Genomic DNA, 24,559 nt, shown 5'->3' with positions numbered 1-24,559 from the left:
CGCTACCCTGCCTCGCCCTTCATCCCGATCTTCGCCACCAGCGCCCCGTAGCGCGTGGTCTCTGCCGCAACCATTTCCGCGAACTGCGCGGGCGATGCGCTTTTGCGCAGCTCCCCGGCATTGGCCTTCATGGTGGCGTCCAGCTTGCCGCTGGCTTGCAAGGCCGCCACCGCTTCGAACAGCCGCCTGGCGATGGGGGCCGGCAGGCCCGCCGGCGCGAACAGCCCGCTCCAGTTGTCGAGCACGAAGCCGGGCGGAAGCGATTCGGCTAACGTCGGCACTTCCGGAAAATGCGTGGAACGCGCCGCCGCGGATACCGCCAGCGCGCGCACCTGTCCCTGCCGGATCATCGGCGCGGCGGTGCTGAGCACAGGCATGCCGAACTGTGTCTGCCCGCTGATCATGGCGGTGAGGATCTCGTTGGCGCCCTTGTAGGGGATGTGCACCGCTTCCGTGTGCGTGTTGTACAGCAGCGTTTCCACCGCCAGGTGCGACACGCTACCCTTGCCGCCCGACCCATAGTTCAGCGCGCCGGGCCGCTTGCGCAGCGCGTCGAGCAGTTCGCGCGCCGTCTTGTATGGCGAGGAGGCCGGCACGGCCAGCACCACGGGCCCGCCCGATAGCGCCGAGATCGCCGTGAAATCACGCGACGGATCGAACGGTGGTTCGCGATACAGGTGCACATTGATCACGTGCTGGTTGGCCAGCACGCCCAGCGTGTAGCCATCGGGCGCCGCCCGCTTCAGCGCGCGCGCGCCGATGATGCCGCCGGCCCCGCCGACGTTCTCCACCACCAGCGGTTGCCCGAGCACCGGCCCCAGTTCCGCCGAGATCGTACGGGCGATGGCATCCGGCGCGGTGCCCGCGACAAACGGCACGACGAGCCGGATCGGCCGGCCTGGATAGGGTGCGGCGGCCAGCGCCACGCGGCCAAACGTGCCGCCCAGCGCCGCGGCGCCGGCTGCGGCGCCTGCACTGGCAAGCCATTGACGACGATTCATGGTTGTCTCCTGATGGGCGCGCGGTCTGGGCCGCGTCGCCGGTATGCGTTCAGGCAGCAGCGGGATCGAGGATCGCCTTGGCAATCGTGTTGCGCTGGATCTCGCTGGTGCCGGTGAAGATGCGGAACATGCGCAGCTTGCGCCAGGTCTGCTCCACGGGATGCCCGCGCGTCACGCCCACGTTGCCGTGGATCTGCACGGCCTTGTCGGCCACCTCGAAACAGCGCTCCGACACGAACAGCTTGCAGGCGGCGGCCTTCATGCGCAGGTCGGCGCCGGCATCGGCCAGCATCGCCGTCTGCGCAATCATGCTCTCGCAGGCCCACAGCGCCGCCGCCATATCGGCCAGCATGTGCTGGATAGCCTGGAAGCGCGCGATCGGGCCGCCAAACTGCCGCCGTTGTCCCGCGTACTCCACCGATGCCTGGTACGCACGCGCCGCCAGCCCGAGCATCGAGGGGCAATGCAGCAGCCGGTTCACGTTGATGCGCGACATGCCGAGCTTGAAGCCCCGCCCTTCCCCCCCGAAGATGTTCGCGCGCGGCACGCGCACGTTCTCGAAACGGATGTCGGCATCGATATGCTGGCCGGACATCGGCACATAAGCCTGCTCGACGGTCACGCCGGGCAGGTCCAGGTCCACCAGCACTGCGGTGATCGCGGGCGGCGTGGCGCTTGCATCGGTCACGCACATCACAATGGCGAAGTCCGCGAACGGTGCCCCGCTGATGTAGTGCTTCTGGCCGTGGATGACCAGATCGTCGCCGTCTGCGACGGCGGTGGTCCGAATGCTCTGCGCGTCAGATCCGGAATGGGGTTCCGTCAGCGCGAAGCAGGTGGACTTCTCGCCCCGGATCACCGGGCGGAAGTAGCGCGCCACCTGGTCTGGCGTGGCGTACTTGAGCATATTGCCCACGCGGGGCGGGCCACCCAGATCGCCCAGCACGTGCGGCGCCAGTACCGCGCCGCTGGCGGCAAGGTCAGCCTTGAGCGCGCATTGCTCCTGGATGTTGAGCCCTTTTCCGCCAAGCTCCGCAGGCAGGCAGGCGGCGTAGAGGCCCAGTTCGCTGGAACGGCGCCAGACGTTGCGCAGTACCTCGCGCGGCCATGGGTCTTCGGTACCCAGACCGAGTTCGCGCTCGAGCGGGCGCAGTTCATCTTCGATGAAGCGCGCCACAGCGGCGCGCGTCTCGATCAGCACCGGATTGGTCAGATGGTCGAACATCAGCACTCCTCAGTTGACGCGGCGGCCGGCACCGGCCCAGTACTGCTCGCGCACGAGCTTGCGAGCCAGCTTGCCGCTGGCGTTCTTGGGCAGTTCCGCCACGAAGTCCACCGAGCGCGGCGACTTGTAGTCCGCAATGCGCGCGCGGCAATGGCCGATCAATTCATTCGCGCTGGCCTGCCGGCCCGGCCACAACGCCACCACGGCCTTGACGCTTTCGCCCCAGGTATCGTCCGGCACGCTGATCACGCACGCCTCCATCACGTCGGGGTGCTGGTACAGCGTGGCCTCCACCTCGTTCGGATAGACGTTGAAGCCGCCCGAGATGATCATGTCCTTCTTGCGGTCGACCAGATAGATATAGCCTTGCGCATCCACGCGCGCGAGATCGCCGGTATGGAGCCAGCCATCGATCAGCACCTCGCTGGTCAACGCCGGCTCGCCCCAGTAGCCCTGGAACACGTCTGCGCCGCGAATCACCAGTTCGCCGATCTCGTCGCCACTGACCTCCACGCCGCGCTCGTTGACCACGCGGACTTCGGTCTCGCCCAGCGCGCGCCCGCATGACGCCAGCCGCTCGGGGTACTGGTCGATGGCCAATGCATGGTCGGCCGTGGAAAGCCGCGTGACACCCGACGTGGATTCGCTCGCACCGTAGCCCTGCGACAGCACCGGGCCGATGCGCTGCCACGCCTCGCGGATGCGCGCCGGCGCCATCGGTGCCGCGCCATAGGCCAGCGTCTTGAGGCTGCTCAGGTCGGCATTGGCCAGCGTCGGTTCGGCCAGCAGCATGTTGATCATCGCCGGCACCATGAAGACGTGGGTCAGCTGCAGACGTGCCACCTCGGCCAGGAAATGCGCCGGCTCGAACTTCTCGAACAGCACCAGTGTGGCGCCCAGAAACAGGTAAGGCTGCATCAGCATGCCGGACGCATGCGTGACCGGGCCGATCAGGGCAAGGCGGTCGCCGGGGCGTGCGGGCCGATCCATGGTCAGGATCATCTTGCGCAGCGCCGCCAGCCGGTTGCCGTAGCTCTGCATGGCCGCCTTGATCTTGCCTGTGGAGCCCGAGGAGAAATGCAGCACCGCCAGATCGTCGGGGTGTGGCGTGTCGTCGATGGCTGCCAGGCCGCCGCCGGCCACCAGGGTTTCATAGTCACGATGGCCCGCTGCCCCGGCCTCGATGGCGAAGAAGTGCTCCACGCTGCCAAAGCCGCGCGTATCGCGCGAGTAACCGGTATATCCGGGCCCCACGATCATCACGCGCGGCGTGCAGTTTTCCACCACGTCGGACGCCTCGGCGGCGGTGAAACGCGGGTTCAGCGCGGCCTTGACGAGTCCGGCCTTGTATAGCGCGCATTCAATCTCGACGATCTCGGGGCAATTGCGTGACTGAATCGCCACGCGGTCGCCCTTGCGCAGGCCCAGCGCCAGCAGCGCGTTGGCCAGCCGGGTCGAACGGTCTTCGAGCTGGCGGTAGGTCAGCAAGCGGTCCCGGTACAGTACGGCGGGGTTATCGCCCCAGTAACGCGCGGCGCGCCTGAGGAAATAGGCAAAGGACATGGGGTGTCTCCTGGATGGCCTTGGTTTTTGTACCTTCAGTCTGTAAGCTGCGGCCCATCACTACAATCTGGTGAGTGGCATAAAGTCATAACCATCAGGAATGCCATATGGAGACGCGGGACCTGGATTACGTGCTGGCAGTGGGCACGCACGGTGGCATCGGGCGGGCTGCGGAGGCGCTGGGGATGACGCAGCCCGCGGTGACCAAGGCGATCCAGCGCGTGGAAGCCCAACTTGGCGTGTCGCTGTTCGAGCGCACGGCGCTGGGCATGCGCGTGACGCCAGCCGGGGCGGTGTTCCTGGAACGGGCGCGCCGCATCCGGCTGGAATACGAGGATGCGGTAAAGGAGATGCGCGGCATCCAGACCGGGGAACTGGGCCTGCTACGGCTGGGCTATTCGCCGTCGATGCCAACCGGGCTGGTGCTCGGCGCGTGCCGGCAGTTGATCCGGGAGCGCCCGGTGGCGCGGCTGCGGCTGACGATGCGTGTGGCGCGCGAACTGATGGACCTGGTCGAGACCGGCGAACTGGACCTGGCCCTCGCGCCGCTGCCGCGCCAGCCCCATCCGGCGCTACAGATGCGGGAACTGTTTACCGACCGCCTCGCCGTGGTCGCCGATGAGGCCCACCCGCTGCAGCGGCGGCGCAACCTCACGCTGGCCGATCTGGTCGGCCAGCAATGGATGCTGCCCAGTGCCCACGTCCTGATTCGCCAACAACTCGAGGCCGCGTTCGCCGAACTCGGCCTCCCGCCGCCCATCCTGCGCGTGGAGACGGACTTCGGCAGCGCCACCCTGTTCGACCTCGTGCGCGGCACCGAGATGCTGTGCATGGCCGCCGCCAACGGCAACAGCCGGATTGCCGGGCTGCATCCGATTGCACTGCGCGCCGATGCCCTCGACCTGGGCCGCCGCGTCGGCGTACTGTCGCGGGCGGGCGCCTACCTGTCACCGCTGGCGAACCGGATGATCGATCTGCTCGCAGCGAAGTCCGATTGAGGAACTTCGGCGCCATATGGCCGCTTTGAGCCCGCCAGCGACAAGAGGCATAGGGGTAGAACCAGACCTTCGCCCCATCTACCTGACAGCGTATGATCGACGGCATTCCTCAATGGTTGCCAAATGCCGGCGATGACCCACGATCCTCACCTGTCTCCCAAGCTGCATCTGACCGCGCAGCACGGATTTGCGCTGCATGACAGCCGCCAGCCCGCTTTTCACCGGGGATGGCATACCCACGACTGCGGCATGCTGCTCTGGCCGCGTATGGGCAGGCTCAAGACGGTCTGGAACGATGTGTCCGGCGTGCCGGACTCGCCGCATGCTGCGTCGCTGGTGCGCGGTACCGCCTTACTGCTGCCGGCGTCGACCTCGCATCTGACGGCATCCGAGCCCGGGCGCCAACAGCATGGGGAGCTCTACCTGCCGCCCGACCGCCTGCCCGCCGGTCGCCGGTTTGGCGCCATGCATCTGGACGCCGCGACCATCCCCATGCTCGAGGCACTGCTGGCGCCGGGCATCTCGGTGACGAGTGCTGCATGGCTGGTGCGCGCCATCGTGGAGCAACTCTTGGCCGGCCGGCCGCTGGCGATGCCCGAAGAACCATCATCCGTGGCACTGCGCATGGTGCGGCGCTTCCATCAGGCGCTTGAACGCGACCTGCCCTTGCCGTCGATCGATGCCGTGGCCAACGAGCTGGGCGTCTCGATCCGGCATTTGCAGCGCGCTTGCCAGATCGAGTTCGGCGTGACGCCGGTGGCGGTCCGGCGTCGCATCCTGGCCACCCATGCACGCGCCCTGATCGCGCAAGGCCAATCCGTCGCCCGCGTCAGCCTGGATCTCGGCTTTTCTTCCAGCGGACATCTGCACCGCCTGCTGCGCGAAGCTGCCGATCCAGCCTAGGCGCAGCGGGCCGGCGGCGTCAGTCCGTCATCACGACGGCGTCGATCTCGATCTCCGTCCACGCACCATCTGGCAGGCTCGTCACGCCAAGCGCGCTGCGCGCTGGCAGAGCCTGATCGGGGAATGCCGTACGCAGCACGGCCGAGGCCGCATCGAGCACGGCCGGATGATGGGTGAAGTCCGGCGCCGCGCGAATGAAACCGCGCAGGCGGACGATCTGGATCACGCGTGACAACTCGCCGTCGGCAGCCACGCGCAGCGCCGCCAGCGCGTTCAGCATCGAGACTTCGGCGGCGCGGCGGGCGGGCTCCACATCGGCTTCGCTCTGGCATTGGCCTGCCATGGCAACGCCTTGCTGCCGGCATACCTGCCCGGCGATCGACACCCAACGCGACGGACCCACCTCTACCGCGCGATACGGCGCATAGCTGCCGCGTGGACTGGACACCTCGGGCACCGTGAATCCTGCGGCTGCAAGCCGCGCTTCGGGAGAATGGGCCGTCATGCGTCGCTCCATGCTACGCCGCCGCTGAGCCAGCATCCGTCAGGCGCGCCGGAATCGGCATGGCGCGGTGCCACGAGGATTTCCGAGGGACTGCCCATGGCGTCGCCCTGCCAGACCGCGATGGACGACACCGTTAGGCCATCATCCCCCAGTTTGCCCGCCTGGTTCAGATAGCCCCACAGCGCAGCCGCAGCGATGCCGGTGGCGGCGTCTTCGGGATAGCCAGACGACTTCGGAAACTGCCGCGCATGGACCACGGGCTGGCCGTCCGCCTTAGGCGCCCCGAACGCATAGGGATAGAGGCCGGTCGAGTCGATCGACGCGCATAGCGCCTCCATGGTCGGGAAATCGGGCTGCAAGCCGTCTAGCACTGCCACGGATGGCAAGTGGATGAGCGTCTTCACGCGGCTGGTGGCGGCATTGATGGCCGCATAGCTGCCAGCAGGCAGGCCAAGCTGCATGGCCACGCGGCCCGATGCCCCGGCGTCCAGCATCTCGGTACGCACTGCCGGCTGCGAAATCCAGACGCGCTGCGAGGCGTCGTCCCAATACGCCAGCACGATGCCGCTCAGCGTTTCGATGCGCGCCGTCGGCGTGGTCCAGCGCCCCCACTGGCGCAGCGCCCACAGGGTGCCCACCGTGGCATGGCCACACATCTCCATCTCGTGCTGTGGCACAAAGAAGCGAAAGCGCCAGTCGCAGCCGATCTCACTCGGCAATACGAATGCCGACTCGTGCCCATAGGTTGCGGCAACGTCTTGCATTGCCGGCGCGCTCATGCCGCGCGCGTCGGCCACCAGCGGTACCGGATTGCCGCCTCGCCCATCGCGCACGAAAACCCGGATCAGCTTGACTTCACTCACCTGTGGCTCCCACGGATTTGGCAATCTTGCCCCAGTAGGGGATGTCTCGCTGGACTGCGGTCTGCAGCGCGGACGGTGTACCGGGGCGCGCCGTCACACCTTTGCCGGCGAGATCATCGGCGACCGCCTTGTCAGCGAGCACCTTGTTCAGGGCCGCATTGAAGCGATCGACGATCGCGGCGGGCGTTCCCTTTGGAAAGGCGATGCCGTACCACAGTTGCTGTTCGAAGCCTGGCACGCCCTGGCTGGCGAACGTCGGCACATCTGGCAACAGCGGCGTGGCGGCAGTCACGGCGACGGCGGCAATCTTCCCGGCCCTGATGTATGGCGCCAACCCCACTGGGTTGTCGAACATGATCTGCACCTGCCCGCCAATCAGATCCGTGTAGGCCGGCGCCGCGCCGCGATACGGAACATGAATCATCGGCACCCCGATGAACTTCTGGAACTGTTCGCCCATCAGGTGCGACACGGTGCCAACGCCTACCGAAGCGAAGCTGTGCTGCGACTTGTCCGCTTTCAACCGGGTAACCAGCGCGCGGGTATCGGCCACGCGCAGGGTGTTGTTGACGGCCAGCACGTAGGGCGACGTGCCGATGAAGCCGGCATAGGCGAAGTCCTGCGCCGGGTTGTAGGTCAGCTTCGGATACAGCGCCACGCTTACCGCGTGCGTGCTCGTCGTGACCACGCCAGCCGTGTAGCCATCGGCAACGGCCCGCGCCACGTAGCCCGACCCGAGCGTGCCGCCGGCCCCGCTGCGATTGTCGATCACCACCGGCTGCCCGAGTTCGCGCTGCAACAGCGGCTGGATCGAACGAACCACGAGGTCGGTACCGCCGCCGGCCGGAAATGGCACCACCATGGTGATGGGCTTCGCCGGCCAGGTTTCCGCATGGGCGGCGACGGAGCACGCCGCAACAGCGACCGCCAGCATGGCGCAGCGGGCCCCGCGCGTTGAAATGGTCAGGATGGACACGTGCACTCCCCTTATTGAGATGCACAGAGTCTAGGAACGCGTCGATCCAGCCTCAAACCGGAATGCGACATCCGGCGATCCGAAATGCGCATCCAGCAAATCCGGCGGCGGCCCCGTTGACGAACTGTCTGGTTCCGCACCGACGCCCCCGGATCGTTGGCAAGAATAGCCGGGGACCGCTTTTGGACGTTATGCACGTTCATGCACTTTTTGGGATGGATCGAACAACAGCTTTCCATCAAGAGGAGACCGAAGGATGCCAACCGTGCCTGCCAGCGAAAACGATATGACCCTGACGGCCAGCCAGCTGGATGCCTATCTCGCAAGGATCAAGATCGACCGCCCGGAAGCGCCCGACCTTCCCGGCCTGTCGAGACTCCATCGCGCGCACCTCATGACCTTCACCTTCGAGGCGTTGGATGCCTTCATGGGATGGCCGTCCTCGATCACCCCCGCGTCGGCCTTCGCCAAGATGGTGGGGGGCAGACGTGGCGGCTGGTGCTACGAGATGAACGGTCTCTTCGGCGCCGCCCTCGATGCGCTCGGCTTCCGCGTCACCCGTCTGTGCGGCGGCGTGAATCGCGCAATACTGGGGGACATTGCCATCGGCAATCACCTGACCCTGCGTGTCGATCTCGACGCCCCCTATCTCGCCGAGGTCGGCGTGGCCGATGCCATCGTCGAACCCGTGCCGCTGGAAATCGGTCCGATCAGCCAGCGCGGCTTCGACTTTTCGATTGCGCCGACGCAGGACGGCTGGCTGCGCTTCAACAATCATGTGCATGGCATCGCGCACAGCTTCGACTTCCGTGTCGATTACAGCGACGAGGCTGCCATGGCCGCCACGCATGCCTGGCTGATGCAGGACCCCGGGTCACCGTTCACAAACGCGCTGGCGGTCCTGCGCCATACCGCGAGCGGCTATATCGCCCTGCACAATGACCGCTTGCGCACCGTGACGTCCGGCAGCGTCAGCGAACAACACATCACCAGCGCGGACCATCTCGCCGACACGTTTGAAACCGTGTTCGACCTCGACATTCCGCAGGCCGGGCAGGTCTGGGACAAGATCCAGGCGGCTAGCCGCCCTCGCGTATAACTCAGTCGGCCGACACCGGGGCATTCCACCTGCCGCGTGCGGCGCTGGCCGCCACGGCGGCTGTGCGCGTCTCTACGCCAAGTTTCTCGAAGATGTGCTCCAGATGCTTGTTGACCGTGCGCGGGCTCATGCCGAGGATGTCGGCGATATCGCGGTTGGTCTTGCCACGGGCCACCCACGACATGACTTCGGCCTCGCGCCGCGTGAGCGCCGCCGTGGACGCCGCCGTGGACGCCAGTACGTCGGCGCTGCTGCCTTCCACTTCGCCATGGCCGCGCAGGATGGCCTCGCGCAGCGCGCGCGCCTGCCGCGCCTTGCCGACGTGCGAGCGCACGCGGGCCACCACCTCGGCGATGGCCACGGGCTTGGTCACGTAGTCGCACGCACCCACCTCGAAGCCCCGTACGATGTGCACCGTATCGCCCAGGCCGGTCATGAAGATGACCGGGAGGTCGGCATGGCGATCCATCAACGCCGCACAGGTGGAAAAGCCGTCCATCCCGGGCATGTCCACGTCCAGCAGCACCGCATCCGGGGAAAATTGTGCCAGCGCGCCGAGCGCAGCCTTGCCGCTTGCCGCGGTGTGTACCAGCATGGCTTCGCCGCCCAGCGCGCGGGTCAGGAAGCTGCGCGCGTCGGCGTTGTCGTCCACCACAAGCACACGTGTTTCGGATGCCGCGAATTCAGGTTCGGGATGCATGGAGCGCCTCGCCAAGTCGATCATTCAATGCGGCACCATCGGTGCGCGCCAGCGTCAGCATCTGCCGCGCCCACGCGCCGATGGCGCCGCCGCTGGCGGCAAGTTCCGCCAGTTGCGCCTCCAGGGCGCGTAGCCGGCCGGTGGCACCCAGTTGCAGCATCTCCCGCAACAGCTCGGCATGGGGCGGCGCCTCGGGCTCGGGGGATTGGGGGGGCTCGGCAGATTCTGCGGATTCTGCTGATTCTGCTGGCTCGGCGGGCAGCGTCAGCGCATGCCGCACCATGTCGATCAGTTCCGACTCGCGCACCGGCTTGCTGACGAAGCCGAGGTAGCCGTGCAGCAGCCGGGCCTCCTCGGTGTTCTCGTGGGCGTTGGCGGAGACGATGACCACCTGCGGCGCGTCCGCCAGCGCGCGGATCTCGCGGCACAGGTCCCAGCCCGATGCATCCGGCAGGTTCAGGTCCAGCAGCACCAGCTGCGGATGCCACGCCCGCACTTGCGGGAGCACCGCGGCACCCTCCCCGACTTCCTGCACCGCCAGCCCCAGCGGCGACAGGAAGCCACGCAGCACCGCCCGGTGCGATTGCCGGTCATCGACGATCAACACCCGCGCATGCGCCGGCAGCGGCGCCTCACGGACCCTCCGTGGCCGCGCCACCGGCACCGACAGCGCGGGAAGATAGAGCCGCACCGAGAACTCGCTGCCCATGCCCGGCGCACTGCGCACCCTGACCTCTCCCCCCATCAGGTCCACGAGCAGCCGCACGATGGCAAGGCCCAGTCCGATGCCCTCGCGGTCGTCATGCGCCGTGGCGCGCTCGAACGGATCGAAGATGCGTACCTGGTCTTCCGGTGCGATGCCGGGCCCCGTGTCACTGACCGTGATGGTCGCCAGTTCGCGCTGATGGCGTACCGCCAGCGTGACCGCACCGTGCTCCGTGAACTTGATGGCATTGCTGACCAGGTTGATGACAATTTGCCGCAACCGCTTGGAATCGCCATGCACATGGGGCGGCAAGGCACCGGAGACGCGATAGTGAAACGTCAGCCCACGCGCCGCCGCCAGCGGGCGGAACATGCGTACCAGGTCGTCCAGCACGCTCTCCAGCGCCACGGCGTCATGCTCGAGCCGCAGTTTGCCGGCCTCGATCCGTGACAGCTCCAGCAGGCCATCCACCAGGCTGGACAGGTGTTCGCCAGCGCGGCCAATGGTCTGCACATCCTCCCTGCATGCAGCCGGCAACGCCGGCGCCCGCAGCAGCAGCTGCGAGTATCCGAGGATGGAGTTGAGCCCCGCGCGCATCTCATGGCTCATGCCGGTGATGAACCGGCTCTTGGCGGCATTGGCCTGCTCGGCCACCTCCTTGGCATGCTGAAGCGCCGCATCGGTACGACGGTGCGCGTCGATCTCCTTCTGCAGCAGCCCGTTCTGGCGTTCCGATTCCTCCTGGGCGACGGTCCGGCTCTCGTTGGCCAGCACCAGCCACCAGGAAGCCACTGCGGCAAACAGCACCAGCCCCGCCCCGATCTTGAGGAACAGGTCGGTGCGGGGCGCGGCGCCCTGCACCAGAGCGCCCGCCAGCTGCTCCTGCGTATAGAGCAGCCACAGCAACGTGCCGAACGCGAACACCATGCCGGCCAGCACCAGGCTGAACTGGCCGATGCGGCGTGCCATCACCAGCGGCGTGCCGGCGGGCAGTACGCGCGTGAGCGCGAAGGCGATCTGCTCTTGCGCGCTGGCCCCCGGCTTGCACCGGTCGCCGCAGCGCGCATCGAGCGTGCAGCACAATGAGCAGATCGGGCCGCGATAGGCCGGGCACGCGGCCACGTCCTCCTGCTCGAACGCGTTTCGGCAGATCGCGCAGCGGATGACCGCGTGCCGCGCGCCGAAGTCGACTGGTGCCCGCGCAATGAAATAGCGGCTCTGCGTGAGGTAGGCAATCGCCGGCGGCAACAGGACCGCCAGCGCGAGACCCACCCCTACCGAGGCGGGACGCAGCGTGTCGCCGAACACGCCGAGATGCACCAGCATCGACAGCGCCGAGGCCAGCACCATGCCGCCGAAGCCGGCCGGATTGATGTCGAACAGGTAGGCGCGGCGGAATTCGATATCGCGCGGCGAGAGCCGAAGTGGCTTGCTGATGACGAGGTCGCCAAAGATGGCACCGACCCACGCCACGGCCAGGTGGGCATAGAGCGCCAGCACTTGCTCCAAGGCCTCGAACACGCCCATCGCCATCAGCATCACCGCGATCAGCACGTTGAAGGCGAGCCATACCACGCGGCCCGGATGGCTGTGCGTGAGCCTGGCGAAGACGTTCGACCACGCCAGCGAGCCCGCGTAGGCATTGGTAATGTTGATCTTGGTCTGCGAGACCAGCACCAGCAGTCCCGTCAGGAGCACGGCCACCCAGCCGGGCCAACCGCTGCCGAGCCCGAGTGCGAAGCCCGCCAGGTACATCTGCGTGGGCTCCAGCGCGTGGGCGATCGGCAATTCCGCCTGCAGCACGACGAACGCGAGAAACGCCCCGCCAGCCATCTTGGCGGCACCAAGGATGATCCAGCCCGGCCCGGCCGCAATCAGAGCACTCCACCATCGCACGCGGTTGTCACGCGTGAGCGGCGGCATGAAGCGCAGGAAGTCCACCTGTTCGCCGATCTGGGCAATCAGCGCGGCGGCCACCGTGGCGGCGGCGCCGAATGCCTGCCATGAGAAGCCATCGCCATCGGCCAGGCGGCCGTTGAGTGAGAGGAACTCGGTATAGCGCTGCGGCTCGCGCCACAGGATCAGCGCATAGGGCAGGATCAGCAGCACCAGCCACAGCGGCTGGGTCCAGAGCTGAATGCGCGACAGCAGCGTCACGCCGTGGGTGACCAGCGGAATGACCACGATGGCGGACAGCAGGTAGCCGATGGACCGTGGCAGACCGAACAGCAGCTCGAATGCCTGCGCCATGATGGCCGCCTCGAGCGCGAAGAAGATAAAGGTGAAACTGGCGTAGATCAGCGAGGTGATGGTGGAGCCGAGGTAGCCGAACCCGGCGCCCCGTGCCAGCAGGTCCATGTCTACCCCATGGCGGGCGGCGTAGTAGGAGATCGGCAGGCCGGTCAGGAAGATGACAAGGCTGACCATCCCGATGGCCCACATCGCGTTGGTAAAGCCATAGCTGAGCGTGATGGCAGCCCCGATGGCTTCCAGCGCAAGGAACGCGACTGCACCAAAAGCGGTATTTCCGACCCGAAATGCGCTCCATTTCCGGAACGACCTTGGTGCAAACCGCAGCGCGTAGTCCTCCAGGGTTTCGTCGGCGACCCAGCGGTTGTAGTCGCGCCGGATCTTGCTGATGCGCTGGACGGGCTGGGGAACGCTCGACATGGAGGGGGGTGCATGGTCGCACTGGCTAAGGGTCGTGCGCTGCCGATGCAAGAGATGTGCCGTGCGCCGCGTACTGCCCGACTACGTTGAATGACGTATGGCCGGGCACCCCACGCCCACAGCATGATCGCTCCGCAACATTCCTCTTCCCCAACGGAGCGTCGATCATGCGTGACAACGATAGCGATAACGAACAAAACGGGTCCCCGCCGTCCCTGCCCCGCCGCCGGCTCATGCAGGGCCTTGCCGCCCTGCCCGCGCTGCCACTTGCCGGCATGGCCACGCAGGCGCGCGGCGCCAATCTGCCCACCGGCACGGTGAACACCACCCGGCTCGCCGTCACCGATACCGAGGTCACCGTCGGCCAGCTGCATTCCGCCACCGGCACCATGGCGATCTCGGAAACCGGGTCGATCCAGGCCGAACAGCTCGCCATCGACCAGATCAACGCCGCCGGCGGCATCCTTGGCCGCAAGATCAAGGTGATCAAGGAAGACGGCGCCTCGGACTGGCCCACCTTCGCCGAAAAGTCCCGCAAGCTGCTGGTCAACGACCGTGTGGCAGCGGTGTTCGGCTGCTGGACTTCCGCCTCGCGCAAGGCGGTGCTGCCCGTCTTCGAGAAGGAGAATGGCCTGCTCTACTACCCGACGTTCTACGAGGGCCTCGAGCAGTCCAAGAACGTGATCTATACCGGACAGGAGGCGACCCAGCAGATCATCTGGGGCCTGGACTGGGCCGCCAAGCAGAAGAATGCCAAGAGCTTCTTCCTGATTGGGTCCGACTACATCTGGCCGCGGACTTCCAACAAGATCGCGCGCAAGCACATTGAAAACTTCCTCAAGCTCAAGGTCGTGGGCGAGGAGTACTACCCGCTGGGCCACACCAATTTCAACTCGCTGATCAACAAGATCAAGGTGGCCAAGCCCGACTGCATCTACGCGATCGTGGTGGGCGGCTCGAACGTTGCCTTCTACAAGCAGCTCAAGGCGGCCGGGATTACCGCAGACAAGCAGTTCCTGCTGACCATCTCGGTCACCGAGGACGAAGTGCTCGGCATCGGCGGCGAGAACATCGCCGGCTTCTACGCGGCCATGAAGTACTTCCAGTCCCTGGACAACCCCAACAACAAGCAGTTCGTCGATGCCTTCAAGAGCAAGTTCGGCAGCAAGGCCGTGATTGGCGATGTCACACAGGCCGCCTACCTGGGCCCCTGGCTGTGGAAGGCCGCGGTGGAGAAAGCCGGCAGCTTCGATATCGACAAGGTCGTCGCGGCATCGCCGGGCATCGAGTTGAAGTCGGCCCCGGAGGGCTATGTCAAGGTGGATACGAACCATCACCTGTGGAGCAAGACGCGCGTCGGGCTGGCGCAGCTCGATGGCCAGTTCAAGGTGGTGGCCGAATCGCCGCAGCTGATTCCGCCCAATCCGTTCCCGAAGGGCTACCAGTAAGCCCGCCGCCGTCCCATCGATCCACGGAGTCAGAGTCATGAACGTGTCGGACATGCTGAATATCGGCCTGATGCAGGGCTTTGCAGGGCTGAGCCTGTTCTCGGTGCTGCTCCTGATGGCGCTCGGGCTGGCCATCATCTTCGGCCAGATGGGCGTCATCAACATGGCGCACGGCGAGTTCATGACTATCGGCGCCTATGTCATCTTCCTGGCCTCCACCATGGTGGAGCGCCTGGCGCCGGCGTGGATGCCCTACTACTTCCCCATCGCCATCTGCGCCGCGTTCGCCATCGCGTTCGGCGCGGGATGGCTGGCCGAGTGGGCGCTGATCCGGCATCTCTACAAGCGGCCCCTCGATACCCTGCTCGCCACCTGGGGGCTGTCGCTCGGCATGCAGCAGGCTTTCCGCTCCATCTTCGGCCCCAAGGAAGTCAGCCCCACCCTGCCCGACTGGCTGATGGGTTCCTGGTCACCCGCGCCCGGGCTCGACATTCCCATCAACGGCCTGTTCGTGATGGCGCTCACGCTTTGTGTAGCGGGCCTCGTCTGGCTCGCGCTGTACCGGTCGCGCTGGGGGCTGCGTGTACGCGCCACGACGCTGAACCGGCCGATGGCCAACGCGGCCGGCATCAATACCCGCCACACCGACCGCCTGACCTTCGCCATCGGCTGTGGCATCGCGGGCGTGGCGGGTGCGGCATTCACGACGATCGGCTCCACCGGCCCCACCAGCGGCGCGCTGTACATCGTCGACTCTTTCCTCGTGGTCACCTTCGGCGGGGCAGCGAGCCTCGCCGGCACCGTGGCGTCAGCCTTCGGCATCGCGCAGATGCAGTCCATCACCGAGTTCTTCATGACCGGTTCCATGGCGCGGGTGCTGACGCTGCTGCTGATCGTGACCATCCTGATGATTCGTCCGCAGGGCCTGTTCGCCCCGGCGGTACGGCGCTGACCGCCATGCCAGGAGCAAAGACCATGTCCAATTCTTCCCGACTGCAACGGCTGCGCGGCATAGGCGGCGCATGGGCCGGCTACGCGCTGCTGGCGCTCGTGCTGGTGGTAATCATGCCGCTTGCACTCGACGTGTTCCGTCTGAACCTGATCGGCAAATACCTGAGCTACGCCTTCGTGGCCGTGGGGCTGGTGATGCTGTGGGGCTACGGCGGCGTCCTGAGCCTGGGCCAGGGCGTGTTCTTCGGCCTCGGCGGCTACGTCATGGCGATGTTCCTCAAGCTGGAGGCATCGGATGTCAAAAGTACCGCCATCCAGTCCACGCCTGGCATTCCGGACTTCATGGACTGGAACCAGCTTACGGCGCTGCCATGGTGGTGGGAGCCGTTCCGCCATCTGCCGGTCGCACTGATCGGGGTGGTGGTGGTGCCGGCCCTGCTGGCATTCGTCATCAGCGTGGCGATGTTCCGGCGCCGCGTGGGCGGCGTCTACTTCGCCATCATCACGCAGGCGGTGGCGCTCATCCTGTCGGTGCTGATCATCGGGCAACAGGGCTATACCGGCGGTGTGAACGGCATCACCGACCTCAAGACCCTGCTCGGCTGGGATATCCGCACGGACAGTGCGCGGCTGATTCTTTACTTCGTAACCGTGGCGCTGTTGTTCGGGGCCATCGCGCTGTGCCGCTGGATCCAGAAGAGCAAGCTCGGCGTGCTGCTGCTGGCGATGCGCGACAAGGAAGACCGTGTGCGGTTCTCGGGCTACGACGTGTCGATGTTCAAGGTGTTCGTGTTTTGCCTGGCGGCCGCGCTGGCGGCCATCGGCGGGGCCATGTTCACGCTGCAGGTCGGGTTCATGTCGCCGTCGTTCGTCGGCATCGTGCCGTCCATCGAGATGGTGATCTTCGCTGCGGTGGGCGGGCGCATGAGCCTGGTGGGCGCGGTGTGGGGCACGCTGCTGGTGAACGCCGGCAAGACCTACTTTTCGGAGAGCTTTCCGGATCTGTGGCTGTTCCTGATGGCGGCGCTGTTCATCGGCGTGGTGGTGGCATTCCCCGACGGGCTGGCAGGGCTCTACACCAAATACGTCAGCCGTCGCCGCCGCGCCGCCGAGCCGCCCACGCCGCCCAAGCCGGAAGCCCTGCCCGCCAAGACGGCCTGACCGGGAGACACCATGAGCAATACCGACTTCATGCTGGCGGTAGAGGATTTGACCGTATCGTTCGACGGCTTCAAGGCCATCGACAACCTCACGCTATACGTAGACCGCGACGAGCTCCGCGTCATCATCGGCCCGAACGGTGCCGGCAAGACCACGCTGCTCGACCTGATCTGCGGCAAGACGCGCGCCAGCGGCGGCAGCATCAAGTTTCGCAACCGCGAGATGACTGGCCTGCCCGAATACCAGATCGTGCGCGCCGGGGTGGGGCGCAAGTTCCAGACGCCCTCGATCTACGAGAACCTCACGGTGTTTCAGAACCTGGCCGTCTCGTTCCCCCGGGGCCGCAGCGTGTTGGGCGCGCTGACGTTTCGCACCACCGAGGCGGAGCGCCAGCGCGTAGCCGAGGTGGCTGCGGAGATCGCGCTCGACGAGGTCCTGGAGCGCGAGGCGGCGCAGCTCTCGCACGGCCAGAAGCAATGGCTGGAGATTGGCATGTTGCTGATGCAGGACCCGAAACTGCTGATGCTGGACGAACCGATCGCCGGCATGAGCGTGCGCGAACGCGAACTGACCGCCGAGCTGCTCAAGCGCATCAGCAAGGGCCGCGCGGTGATCGTGATCGAGCACGACATGGACTTCGTGCAGCGCATTGCCGACAAGGTCACCGTGATGCACCAGGGCCGCATCCTGGCCGAAGGCTCGATGGCCCAGGTGCAGAACGACCCGCGCGTGATCGACGTCTACCTCGGCCACTAACGCGGCCACTAACACGGCCAACTCGCCAAAGGAGAATCCCGCATGCTTTCCGTGGACAACGTGGTGGTGAACTATGGCCAGAGCGAGGCGCTGCACGGCGTCTCTTTCTCCGCAGCGCAAGGCGAGACCGTGGCGATCATGGGCCGCAACGGCATGGGCAAGACCACGCTGTTCAAGGCGATGATCGGCATGCTGCCGGTGCGCTCGGGCCAGGTTACCGTGGATGGGCGCGACGTGGCGCACGACGAGAGCTATCGCCGCGTGCGCGCCGGCCTGGGCTATGTGCCGCAGGGCCGCATGATCTTCTCGCACCTGACGGTGGAGGAGAACATCCTCACCGGCATGGAGCAAAGCCGCATGCGGCGCATTCCAGACGAGATCTTCGCGATGTTCCCGGTGCTGTTCGACATGCGGCGCCGCAAGGGCGGCAACCTCTCCGGCGGCCAGCAACAGCAACTGGCCATCGCCCGCGCGCTGGTCAGCAACCCGAAGGTGCTGCTGCTGGATGAGCCCACCGAGGGCATTCAGCCATCGATCATCAAGGACATTGCGCGCGCGCTGAACGAGATCCGGCGCACGCGCGACATCACCATCGTTTTCTCCGAACAGGTGCTGAGCTTCGCCATGGACGTGGCCGACCGGCTGCTTGTCATCGAAGGCGGCCGCTTCGTGCACGAGACCCAGCGCCACAGCACCGATGTGGCGCACATCCGGCAACTGCTGTCGGTTTAAACGCAACCCCACATCTTCACCACATCTTCACCGCCACCAGGAGGCAAACGTCATGACGGATACCCTGATCAAGGTCGATCTGGCCGAATCGCCGTACGAGAACCCCAACGTCCACAACCGCTGGCATCCGGATATCCCGATGGCCTGCTGGGTCAAGCCCGGCGAGGACTTCATCCTGGAGACCTACGACTGGACCGGCGGTTTCATCAAGAACAACGACTCGGCCGACGATGTGCGTGACATCGACCTCTCCATCGTCCACTTCCTGACCGGCCCGGTGGGCGTGGAAGGCGCAGAGCCGGGCGACCTCCTCGTGGTGGATCTGCTCGACATTGGCGCGAAGCCTGACAGCCAGTGGGGCTTCAACGGCTTCTTTTCGAAGCAGAACGGCGGCGGCTTCCTGACCGATCATTTTCCGCAGGCGCAGAAGTCGATCTGGGATTTCCACGGCCTGTACACCTCGTCGCGGCATATTCCCGGCGTGAACTTCGCCGGACTGATCCATCCCGGGCTGATAGGCTGCCTGCCGGACCAGGCCATGCTCGAGACGTGGAACAAGCGGGAGATGGACTTCATCGCCACCCAACCGGACCGCGTGCCTCCGCTGGCGAATCCCCCCTTCGCCGCCACGGCGCACATGGGCAAGCTGCAGGGCGATGCGCGCGACCAGGCCGCCGCCACGGGCGCCCGCACGGTGCCGCCGCGCGAGCATGGCGGCAACTGCGACATCAAGGACCTGTCACGCGGCGCCAAGGTGTATTTCCCGGTGTATGTGGATGGCGCCGGACTTTCCGTGGGCGACTTGCATTTCTCGCAGGGCGATGGCGAAATCACGTTCTGCGGCGCGATCGAGATGGCGGGCTGGGTACATATGCGCGTGTCGCTGATCAAGGGCGGCATGGCCAAGTACGGCATCCGCAATCCGATCTTCAAGCCGAGCCCCATCACGCCGAACTACAACGACTACCTGATCTTCGAAGGGATTTCCGTCGACGAAGCGGGCAAGCAGCACTACCTGGACGTGCAGGTTGCCTACCGGCAGGCGTGCCTGAACGCGATCGAATACATGACCAAGTTCGGCTACTCGCGGGCGCAGGCGTATTCCATCCTGGGAACCGCCCCGGTGCAGGGGCATATCAGCGGCGTGGTGGACATTCCCAATGCCTGCGCCACGCTGTGGTTGCCCACCCAGATCTTCGACTTCGACATCCGTCCCAGCGCCAGCGGGCCAACGCGGATGATCACGGGCGACGTGGACCTGCCGCTGTCGCCGGACGTGATCTAGGCCGGCACCATGTTGCAATCCACCCAGCGGAGCGGCGATGCCTACCTATGACTACCGGTGCAAGGACTGCGGCGAGTTTGCATTGATCCGGCCAATGGCGCGGCGCGATGCGCCTGCCATGTGCCCCGGCTGCGGCATGGGCGCGGAACGGGCACTCGTGGCCGCGCCCGCGCTCGCCAGCATGGCGGCGTCGGCGCGAGCCGCGCATGCGGTCAACGAACGCAGCGCGGCTGCGCCGAAGGAATCATCGAGACATGGCCCCGGCTGCGGGTGCTGCGCAAAGCCGAAGCTTGCGGGACGGCCCGACGTAGCCCGGAGCACCAGCGGCAGGCCCTGGATGATCTCGCACTGAGCAGGCAGGGAACACAACGATGATTCGCTGTCCCGCGCCACTGGGGCGCGGGACAGCTCCGGCTCAGCGATGCCGCCTTACCAGCGGTAGCGGACGCCAAGCTTGGCGCCAATCGCATTGCTGTCGCCAAAGTCCTGCAAGCTGGTGCGCGCCAGCAGTTCGCCATAGACGCTGTAGCGATCATCATCCCAGTTCAGCGAGGCACCCACGCCAAGCCCGGCCCACAGCGCCTGCTCCTTGCTGATCAAGCTGATATCCGACACACGCGCCGACGTGCCGTGCAGGAAGTCGTAGTACAGGTTGGTGATACCGTACACGTGCGAGCGGCGGGTCTTGCCGTTGCCGGCCGTCCACTTGGTCTCGTGATCCAGCGATACGCCCAGGCGCGAAACCAGGCTGTTGCCGTTGTCACGTGACACATTGGTCCCGTACTGGTCCGTGAACGCATCGAAGCGAACCTGCGACCACGCAAGCTGGGCCTGCGGCGTGATCGACCAGTTGCCGCCCAGCGCAAGCTGGTGGCCGGCTTCCACGCTGGTGGCCACGCCGCTGCCGCGGTTGCCGTTGGCCAGCTTGGTCGACAGCGTCGACGAGCGGATATCGGTGTCGTACCAGGTCACGGTCGCGCGGGCATCGACATACGATCCATTATTGCCATACCACGTTGCCGTGCCGCCAAAGCCGTAGCCGGTGGCATCGATCGCGCCGTTGCCGAACATCGACGAGACGTTGGAATTGGCAATGCCGTAGTGGAAGGTCGGGCCCACCACCAGCGTGCCGGCCTGATTCTCGACGACCGGTGCATCCACGCCGCCCTCGAACTTCCACATGCGCACGTTGTAGCTGGCGCTGGTGGTGCTGGTGGACGGATCGATATGGGTGTTCGAGCCTTCCACGCGCGCCCACGCCCCACGGCCGATGATCGGCTTGCCCGCATCCTGCTCGGCCTGCACGGCGGCGTTGGGGGACCATGAGCGATTGCCAACGCGCTGCTGGAGCGTGCCCAGCTCGTTGAAGCGCTGCAGCACGCTGGAATAGGCCTCGTACAGCGGTACGGTCGGTGCCAGCAGCGGCGTGGCAGCCGTGGCCGAGGTGCTGCCGGCAGGCGTTTCGGCCAGCGTGGAACGCAGGTACCAGTCGCCATCGGTCGGCGTGGACACGCCGTTCTTGTAGAGCCGGTACGCGTACGGGCCGGCCACCACGGCCTGCTGGCCCTGGAACGTGTAGTCGCCGGCCAGCGTGAAGGTGGCATTCGATGCGCCCTGCACGTCGATGATCTTGATCCCGTCGACCGTGGCGGCGCCGGCTCCACCGACGTTTACCGCCCGGATCTGGCTAGTGCCCGAGGTATCGCCGGTCACCACAAGGCGCCCGGTGGCCGAAGCATCGCCGCCGAACACGGTGTTCACGCGCACGGTGCCGTCGTTGCCGAGGTAGTTGCCGGCGATGGTCAGCACGCCCGTGCCACCGGGGGTCACCGTGCCGCTGTTCGTGACATTGCCGAAGATCGTGCCGGTGCCCGACAGCGTACCGGCCGTGGCTACCGTCACCGGGCTTGTGATCGAGCCATCGATGGCCAGCGTGCCGAGGTTGATGGCGGTGGCGCCCGTATAGGTGTTTGCGCCGGTCAGCACCGTGGTGCCGGTGCCGTTCTGCGCCACCCCGCCGGCGCCCGAGACGATGCCGCCGTACGTATAGCTATCCGAGCGATTGAACGCCAGCGTGGCGCCGCTGTTGACCACGACATTGCCGGCCAGGCTGCCGCTGGTGCCGCCATTGCCGATCTGCAGCGTCCCCTGGTCCACGGTCCACGGCGCGGTGACTGTGCCGGTGCCCGTCAGCGCCCAGGTGCTGGTGCCGGTCTTCGTGAAGTTGTCGAAGTAACGGTACTGCGCGGTGTCGCCAATGGTCGAGACATCGAACACGCTGTCAGTAGTGCCGCCGAGGCGGAAGGTGTCATTGGCCACCGTGGCGTTCGCAACGACGTTGCCGACGATGTTGGAGCCGGCCTGCAGTTCGAGCACAGCCCGGCCCGTGCCGCCCGAGGCATATTCAATGGCATTCGCGTAACCGGTACCGGCGCGGATGGTGCCCGCGTTGACGACCGTCAGCGTTCCGGTGGTGCTATTGACGACGATAGCCGCCGCGCCCGCACCGGCTTCGATCAGCCCCGTGTTAGTGACGGTAGGCGTACCCGCCGCCACGCGTATGCCGACGCCACCGGCCCCGCCACCACTCAGGTCGGCGCCCCCGCGAATAATGCCCGCGTTGACCACGCCGCCCGTGACGGTCGCAGTGAGGTTCACGGCGGTGCCGGCCAGGCCACCCGAGGCATCGCCCCCTGTGATGGTGCCAGTGGCCGCGTTGACCAATCTGGCATTGGTCGAGAGCGATACGCCTGCCGTACCGTTGGCCGAGTTCGTTCCGCTGCCGCCCTTGACCGAACCGTTGTTGACGACGGATGCGTTGGGCAGTACCGAGATGGCTGCCCCGCTCTCGCTGCCCGCCACCGTCGTGTTGCCGCCGGTCACGGTGCCATTGACGATGGCCTGGCCGCCGCCGCTGATCAGCATGGCCGTGCCGCCCGCCGTGTCCGGGGCAACCGTATAGGTGCCGTTCAACGTCAGCGGTCCCGCCGCGGATGTCGCATAGTTCCCCAGCGCGCCGGTCTTCGTCAGCACAAAACCATTGGTATCGAGGGTGATAGGCTTGGTAGGCGTGCCGATTGACCAGGCGCCCCCTGGCATTGTCACGTCAGCGCTCAGGCGAATGGTGGCAGTGGCATCGCCGTCCGCATTGGCGGCCGCAATGGCCGACTGCAGCTCGGCGAGACTGGAAGCAAAATATTCGCCGGCCGACGCAGCCATCGGAAACAGCAGCGCGACAGCCAGAGTGATAGAGGACGCTTGCGGCACGCGCACGCCGCCCTGCCGGATTCCACGACAAAAATGGGTCATCATTGAACTGCCCCGTTCTAATGTATTGTTATTGACACAAAGTGATGCGGGGCAATCTTAAATCACGGCTTAAAAGTTATGTAAGCGCTACTGATAACGCGCTGTCGTGAAGGTGCGACGCCTTCAAATCCCCCGTTGCTAGCAGGGTAAAAAACGTATTAGAGGTGACGATCCAAGTGTTTCAGCGGGTGGTCGAGATGCGGACAGGTTTCCGGCGCATCGATACTTGATAAGACAGTTGAGAGATTGATGACGACAGGACACGTATTTATTGCCACCAGCCTTGATGGCTTCATCGCCCGGCCCGATGGCGATATCGGTTGGCTTCTGGAACGGGACGACCCCGCCGAAGACCATGGCTACCATGGCTTCATCGCCGACAAGGACGCGATCGTGATGGGCCGCGGCACCTATGAAAAGGTTCTCGGCATGGGGGAATGGGCTTACGACAGGCCGGTGCTGGTGCTATCCCGCCAGTTGGCCGGCACGCCGGTGCCAGAAGCGTTGCAGGGGAAGGTGCGCTTCTCGGATTGCACGCCCACGGACGTGATGGCGCAACTTGCGAGCGAAGGCGCGCGCCGCGTATATGTCGATGGCGGCCAGGTGGTCCAGTCGTTTCTGCGTGACGGATTGATCGCTGACATGGTGGTCACCACGGTGCCGGTGCTGATCGGGGCCGGCAGACCGCTGTTCGGCGCCCTGCCGCACGACGTGAGTCTGGCGCTCGAATCAAGCCGGTACTTCCCGTCCGGCCTGGTACAGTCGACCTATCGCGTATTGCGCTGATTACCAGGCGCGGGCCACCGGCTCCAATCGCACCATCATCGCGTCACGCAGCCATCGCGCGACGCTCCTCGTCGTCCAGCAGCGGGCCGTCGAGCGTCACCCGCGAATGGTCGGTGCGGAACTTCTGGATCACCGGCTTCAGTTCTTCCTTGACGTACGCTTCGCTGTAGCCGTTGAACAGGTGCCCGATCAGGCCGCGGCGCAGGTCCGAGGTGCCCATGATGTAGTCCGCGATCGGGAACGTCAGGTTCATGTTGTACTTCATCATGATGCCCATGTTGTGATGGGCGGTGTGATGGCGCCGGATGGTGTTGACGAACGGCATGTTGCGCACGAACCAGTTGTCGTGCACGTGGCAGCAGTAATGGAAGGTCTCGTAGACCAGGTACTGCGCCACCATCGTGATGAACACGAAGTAGCCGGCGTTGGCGTTGAAGATCAGGGACGCCACATAGCCCAGCCCGCCGCCGCCCACACCCAGCGTCGCCAGCACGCGCCACGGGAAGAACACGATGCGGAATTCGCGCGTGGTGTCGATAGTGGGTTCCTGGTCGGTGAAATACTGGTGATGCTGGCGCGTATGGCGCTCATAGATGGCGCGCAGCGCGAACACGTCGATCCGGCGGTGCATGATGTAGCGGTGCATGAACCATTCGACGAAGTTGCCGGCCAGGAACACCGGCAGTATCAGGGCCCATTCCCACGTGACGTTGTGCAGGCGCTGGATCGCCCAGTACAGCGCGGCGATGCCCACGCCGTAGATCACGGTGATGTGCAGCAGCCCGTTATAAAGCGGGCTGATATCGGCCTTGTATTGCTCCCTGAACTGGCGTTGGCGTTCAGTCATCATGATTGCATCTCCGGCAAAGTCCGTCGCACTAACATATTAGTTGAATATAAAAGTGCGAGGATCCAAAAAATG

General features: G+C 65.7%; 21 protein-coding genes. 11 read left to right on the top strand and 10 right to left on the bottom strand.

All coding sequences use genetic code 11. The annotated features are described in order from the left end of the window. Nucleotides 1-2: 2 nt before the first annotated feature. From SB751_RS24960 to SB751_RS24950, 3 genes are read right to left on the bottom strand one after another with little or no spacing between them, the layout of a single operon-like run. Entirely contained in the window at nt 3-1,001 is a 999-nt protein-coding gene (locus SB751_RS24960; RefSeq protein ID WP_410748660.1) for a tripartite tricarboxylate transporter substrate-binding protein, read from the bottom strand. 49 nt (nt 1,002-1,050) lie between these two features. Beyond that, nucleotides 1,051-2,226 (bottom strand): acyl-CoA dehydrogenase family protein, encoded by a 1,176-nt coding sequence (locus SB751_RS24955; protein ID WP_144197562.1) that lies wholly within the window; start codon nt 2,224-2,226, stop codon nt 1,051-1,053. A gap of 9 nt (nt 2,227-2,235) precedes the next feature. Next, the gene (locus tag SB751_RS24950; RefSeq protein ID WP_144197561.1) at nt 2,236-3,789 is read right to left on the bottom strand and encodes an AMP-binding protein; all 1,554 of its coding nucleotides are present in this window, start codon (nt 3,787-3,789) and stop codon (nt 2,236-2,238) included. 107 nt (nt 3,790-3,896) lie between these two features. Here SB751_RS24950 and SB751_RS24945 point away from each other — a divergent pair, with 107 nt between their 5' ends. Beyond that, nucleotides 3,897-4,787: a LysR family transcriptional regulator gene (locus SB751_RS24945; protein ID WP_144197560.1), complete on the top strand. Its 891-nt coding sequence runs from the start codon at nt 3,897-3,899 to the stop codon at nt 4,785-4,787. Nucleotides 4,788-4,910: 123 nt separating this feature from the next. Then, nucleotides 4,911-5,690 carry a helix-turn-helix transcriptional regulator gene (locus SB751_RS24940; protein ID WP_322791026.1) on the top strand — a complete coding sequence of 260 codons (780 nt, stop codon included), beginning with the start codon at nt 4,911-4,913 and terminating at the stop codon, nt 5,688-5,690. Nucleotides 5,691-5,709: 19 nt separating this feature from the next. Here the strand turns inward: SB751_RS24940 and SB751_RS24935 are convergent, their stop codons facing one another. Genes SB751_RS24935 through SB751_RS24925 form a run of 3 tightly spaced genes read right to left on the bottom strand, consistent with a single transcriptional unit; the run spans nt 5,710 to nt 8,034 of the window. After that, a complete protein-coding gene (locus SB751_RS24935) occupies nt 5,710-6,195 on the bottom strand; it encodes a RidA family protein (RefSeq protein ID WP_144197559.1) in 486 nt (161 codons plus the stop codon). Beyond that, nucleotides 6,192-7,058 (bottom strand): PhzF family phenazine biosynthesis protein, encoded by an 867-nt coding sequence (locus SB751_RS24930; RefSeq protein WP_410748659.1) that lies wholly within the window; start codon nt 7,056-7,058, stop codon nt 6,192-6,194. Before SB751_RS24930 ends, SB751_RS24935 begins: the two co-directional genes overlap by 4 nt. Continuing rightward, on the bottom strand, nt 7,051-8,034 hold the full coding sequence (locus SB751_RS24925; protein ID WP_144197557.1) for a Bug family tripartite tricarboxylate transporter substrate binding protein: 984 nt from the start codon (nt 8,032-8,034) through the stop codon (nt 7,051-7,053). The genes SB751_RS24930 and SB751_RS24925 overlap by 8 nt, the downstream gene beginning before the upstream one ends. Nucleotides 8,035-8,290: 256 nt before the next feature. On the opposite strand from SB751_RS24925, the gene SB751_RS24920 reads away from it, so the two are divergent. Further along, nucleotides 8,291-9,133, top strand: coding sequence for an arylamine N-acetyltransferase family protein (locus tag SB751_RS24920; RefSeq protein ID WP_144197556.1), 843 nt, complete (start codon nt 8,291-8,293; stop codon nt 9,131-9,133). 1 nt (nt 9,134) lies between these two features. Here SB751_RS24920 and SB751_RS24915 read toward each other — a convergent pair whose 3' ends face one another. Together SB751_RS24915 and SB751_RS24910 are read right to left on the bottom strand one after the other, a co-directional pair. Further along, nucleotides 9,135-9,833 (bottom strand): DNA-binding response regulator, encoded by a 699-nt coding sequence (locus tag SB751_RS24915; protein WP_144197555.1) that lies wholly within the window; start codon nt 9,831-9,833, stop codon nt 9,135-9,137. Further along, entirely contained in the window at nt 9,817-13,209 is a 3,393-nt protein-coding gene (locus SB751_RS24910) for a hybrid sensor histidine kinase/response regulator (RefSeq protein WP_250025671.1), read from the bottom strand. Before SB751_RS24910 ends, SB751_RS24915 begins: the two co-directional genes overlap by 17 nt. A gap of 167 nt (nt 13,210-13,376) precedes the next feature. Between SB751_RS24910 and urtA the strand changes: the two genes are divergently transcribed. From urtA to SB751_RS24875, 7 genes are read left to right on the top strand one after another with little or no spacing between them, the layout of a single operon-like run. Beyond that, on the top strand, nt 13,377-14,657 hold the full coding sequence (gene urtA, locus SB751_RS24905) for an urea ABC transporter substrate-binding protein (RefSeq protein ID WP_144197553.1): 1,281 nt from the start codon (nt 13,377-13,379) through the stop codon (nt 14,655-14,657). 37 nt (nt 14,658-14,694) lie between these two features. Beyond that, nucleotides 14,695-15,609: an urea ABC transporter permease subunit UrtB gene (urtB, locus tag SB751_RS24900; protein WP_211942710.1), complete on the top strand. Its 915-nt coding sequence runs from the start codon at nt 14,695-14,697 to the stop codon at nt 15,607-15,609. A gap of 23 nt (nt 15,610-15,632) precedes the next feature. Beyond that, nucleotides 15,633-16,769, top strand: a complete 1,137-nt coding sequence (urtC, locus tag SB751_RS24895; protein ID WP_211942709.1) for an urea ABC transporter permease subunit UrtC — start codon at nt 15,633-15,635, stop codon at nt 16,767-16,769. A gap of 12 nt (nt 16,770-16,781) precedes the next feature. Next, a complete protein-coding gene (gene urtD / locus SB751_RS24890) occupies nt 16,782-17,525 on the top strand; it encodes an urea ABC transporter ATP-binding protein UrtD (RefSeq protein WP_144197551.1) in 744 nt (247 codons plus the stop codon). 42 nt (nt 17,526-17,567) lie between these two features. Then, nucleotides 17,568-18,257 (top strand): urea ABC transporter ATP-binding subunit UrtE, encoded by a 690-nt coding sequence (urtE, locus tag SB751_RS24885; RefSeq protein WP_144197550.1) that lies wholly within the window; start codon nt 17,568-17,570, stop codon nt 18,255-18,257. A gap of 52 nt (nt 18,258-18,309) precedes the next feature. Beyond that, the gene (gene fmdA, locus SB751_RS24880) at nt 18,310-19,542 is read left to right on the top strand and encodes a formamidase (protein WP_144197549.1); all 1,233 of its coding nucleotides are present in this window, start codon (nt 18,310-18,312) and stop codon (nt 19,540-19,542) included. Between the two features lie 37 nt (nt 19,543-19,579). Next, the gene (locus SB751_RS24875; protein WP_144197548.1) at nt 19,580-19,894 is read left to right on the top strand and encodes a zinc ribbon domain-containing protein; all 315 of its coding nucleotides are present in this window, start codon (nt 19,580-19,582) and stop codon (nt 19,892-19,894) included. A gap of 77 nt (nt 19,895-19,971) precedes the next feature. On the opposite strand, the gene SB751_RS24870 is transcribed toward SB751_RS24875, so the two are convergent. Further along, a complete protein-coding gene (locus SB751_RS24870) occupies nt 19,972-22,761 on the bottom strand; it encodes an autotransporter outer membrane beta-barrel domain-containing protein (protein WP_186296820.1) in 2,790 nt (929 codons plus the stop codon). Nucleotides 22,762-23,100: 339 nt separating this feature from the next. On the opposite strand from SB751_RS24870, the gene SB751_RS24865 reads away from it, so the two are divergent. Continuing rightward, nucleotides 23,101-23,637 carry a dihydrofolate reductase family protein gene (locus SB751_RS24865; RefSeq protein ID WP_144197546.1) on the top strand — a complete coding sequence of 179 codons (537 nt, stop codon included), beginning with the start codon at nt 23,101-23,103 and terminating at the stop codon, nt 23,635-23,637. Nucleotides 23,638-23,680: 43 nt separating this feature from the next. Here the strand turns inward: SB751_RS24865 and SB751_RS24860 are convergent, their stop codons facing one another. After that, nucleotides 23,681-24,487, bottom strand: coding sequence for a sterol desaturase family protein (locus SB751_RS24860; RefSeq protein WP_144197545.1), 807 nt, complete (start codon nt 24,485-24,487; stop codon nt 23,681-23,683). Nucleotides 24,488-24,559: the final 72 nt, after the last annotated feature.

The sequence above is a fragment of the Cupriavidus sp. SIMBA_020 genome, from assembly GCF_046535395.1.
Taxonomy (GTDB): domain Bacteria; phylum Pseudomonadota; class Gammaproteobacteria; order Burkholderiales; family Burkholderiaceae; genus Cupriavidus; species Cupriavidus campinensis.
This window is presented reverse-complemented; position numbering and strand designations above follow the sequence as displayed.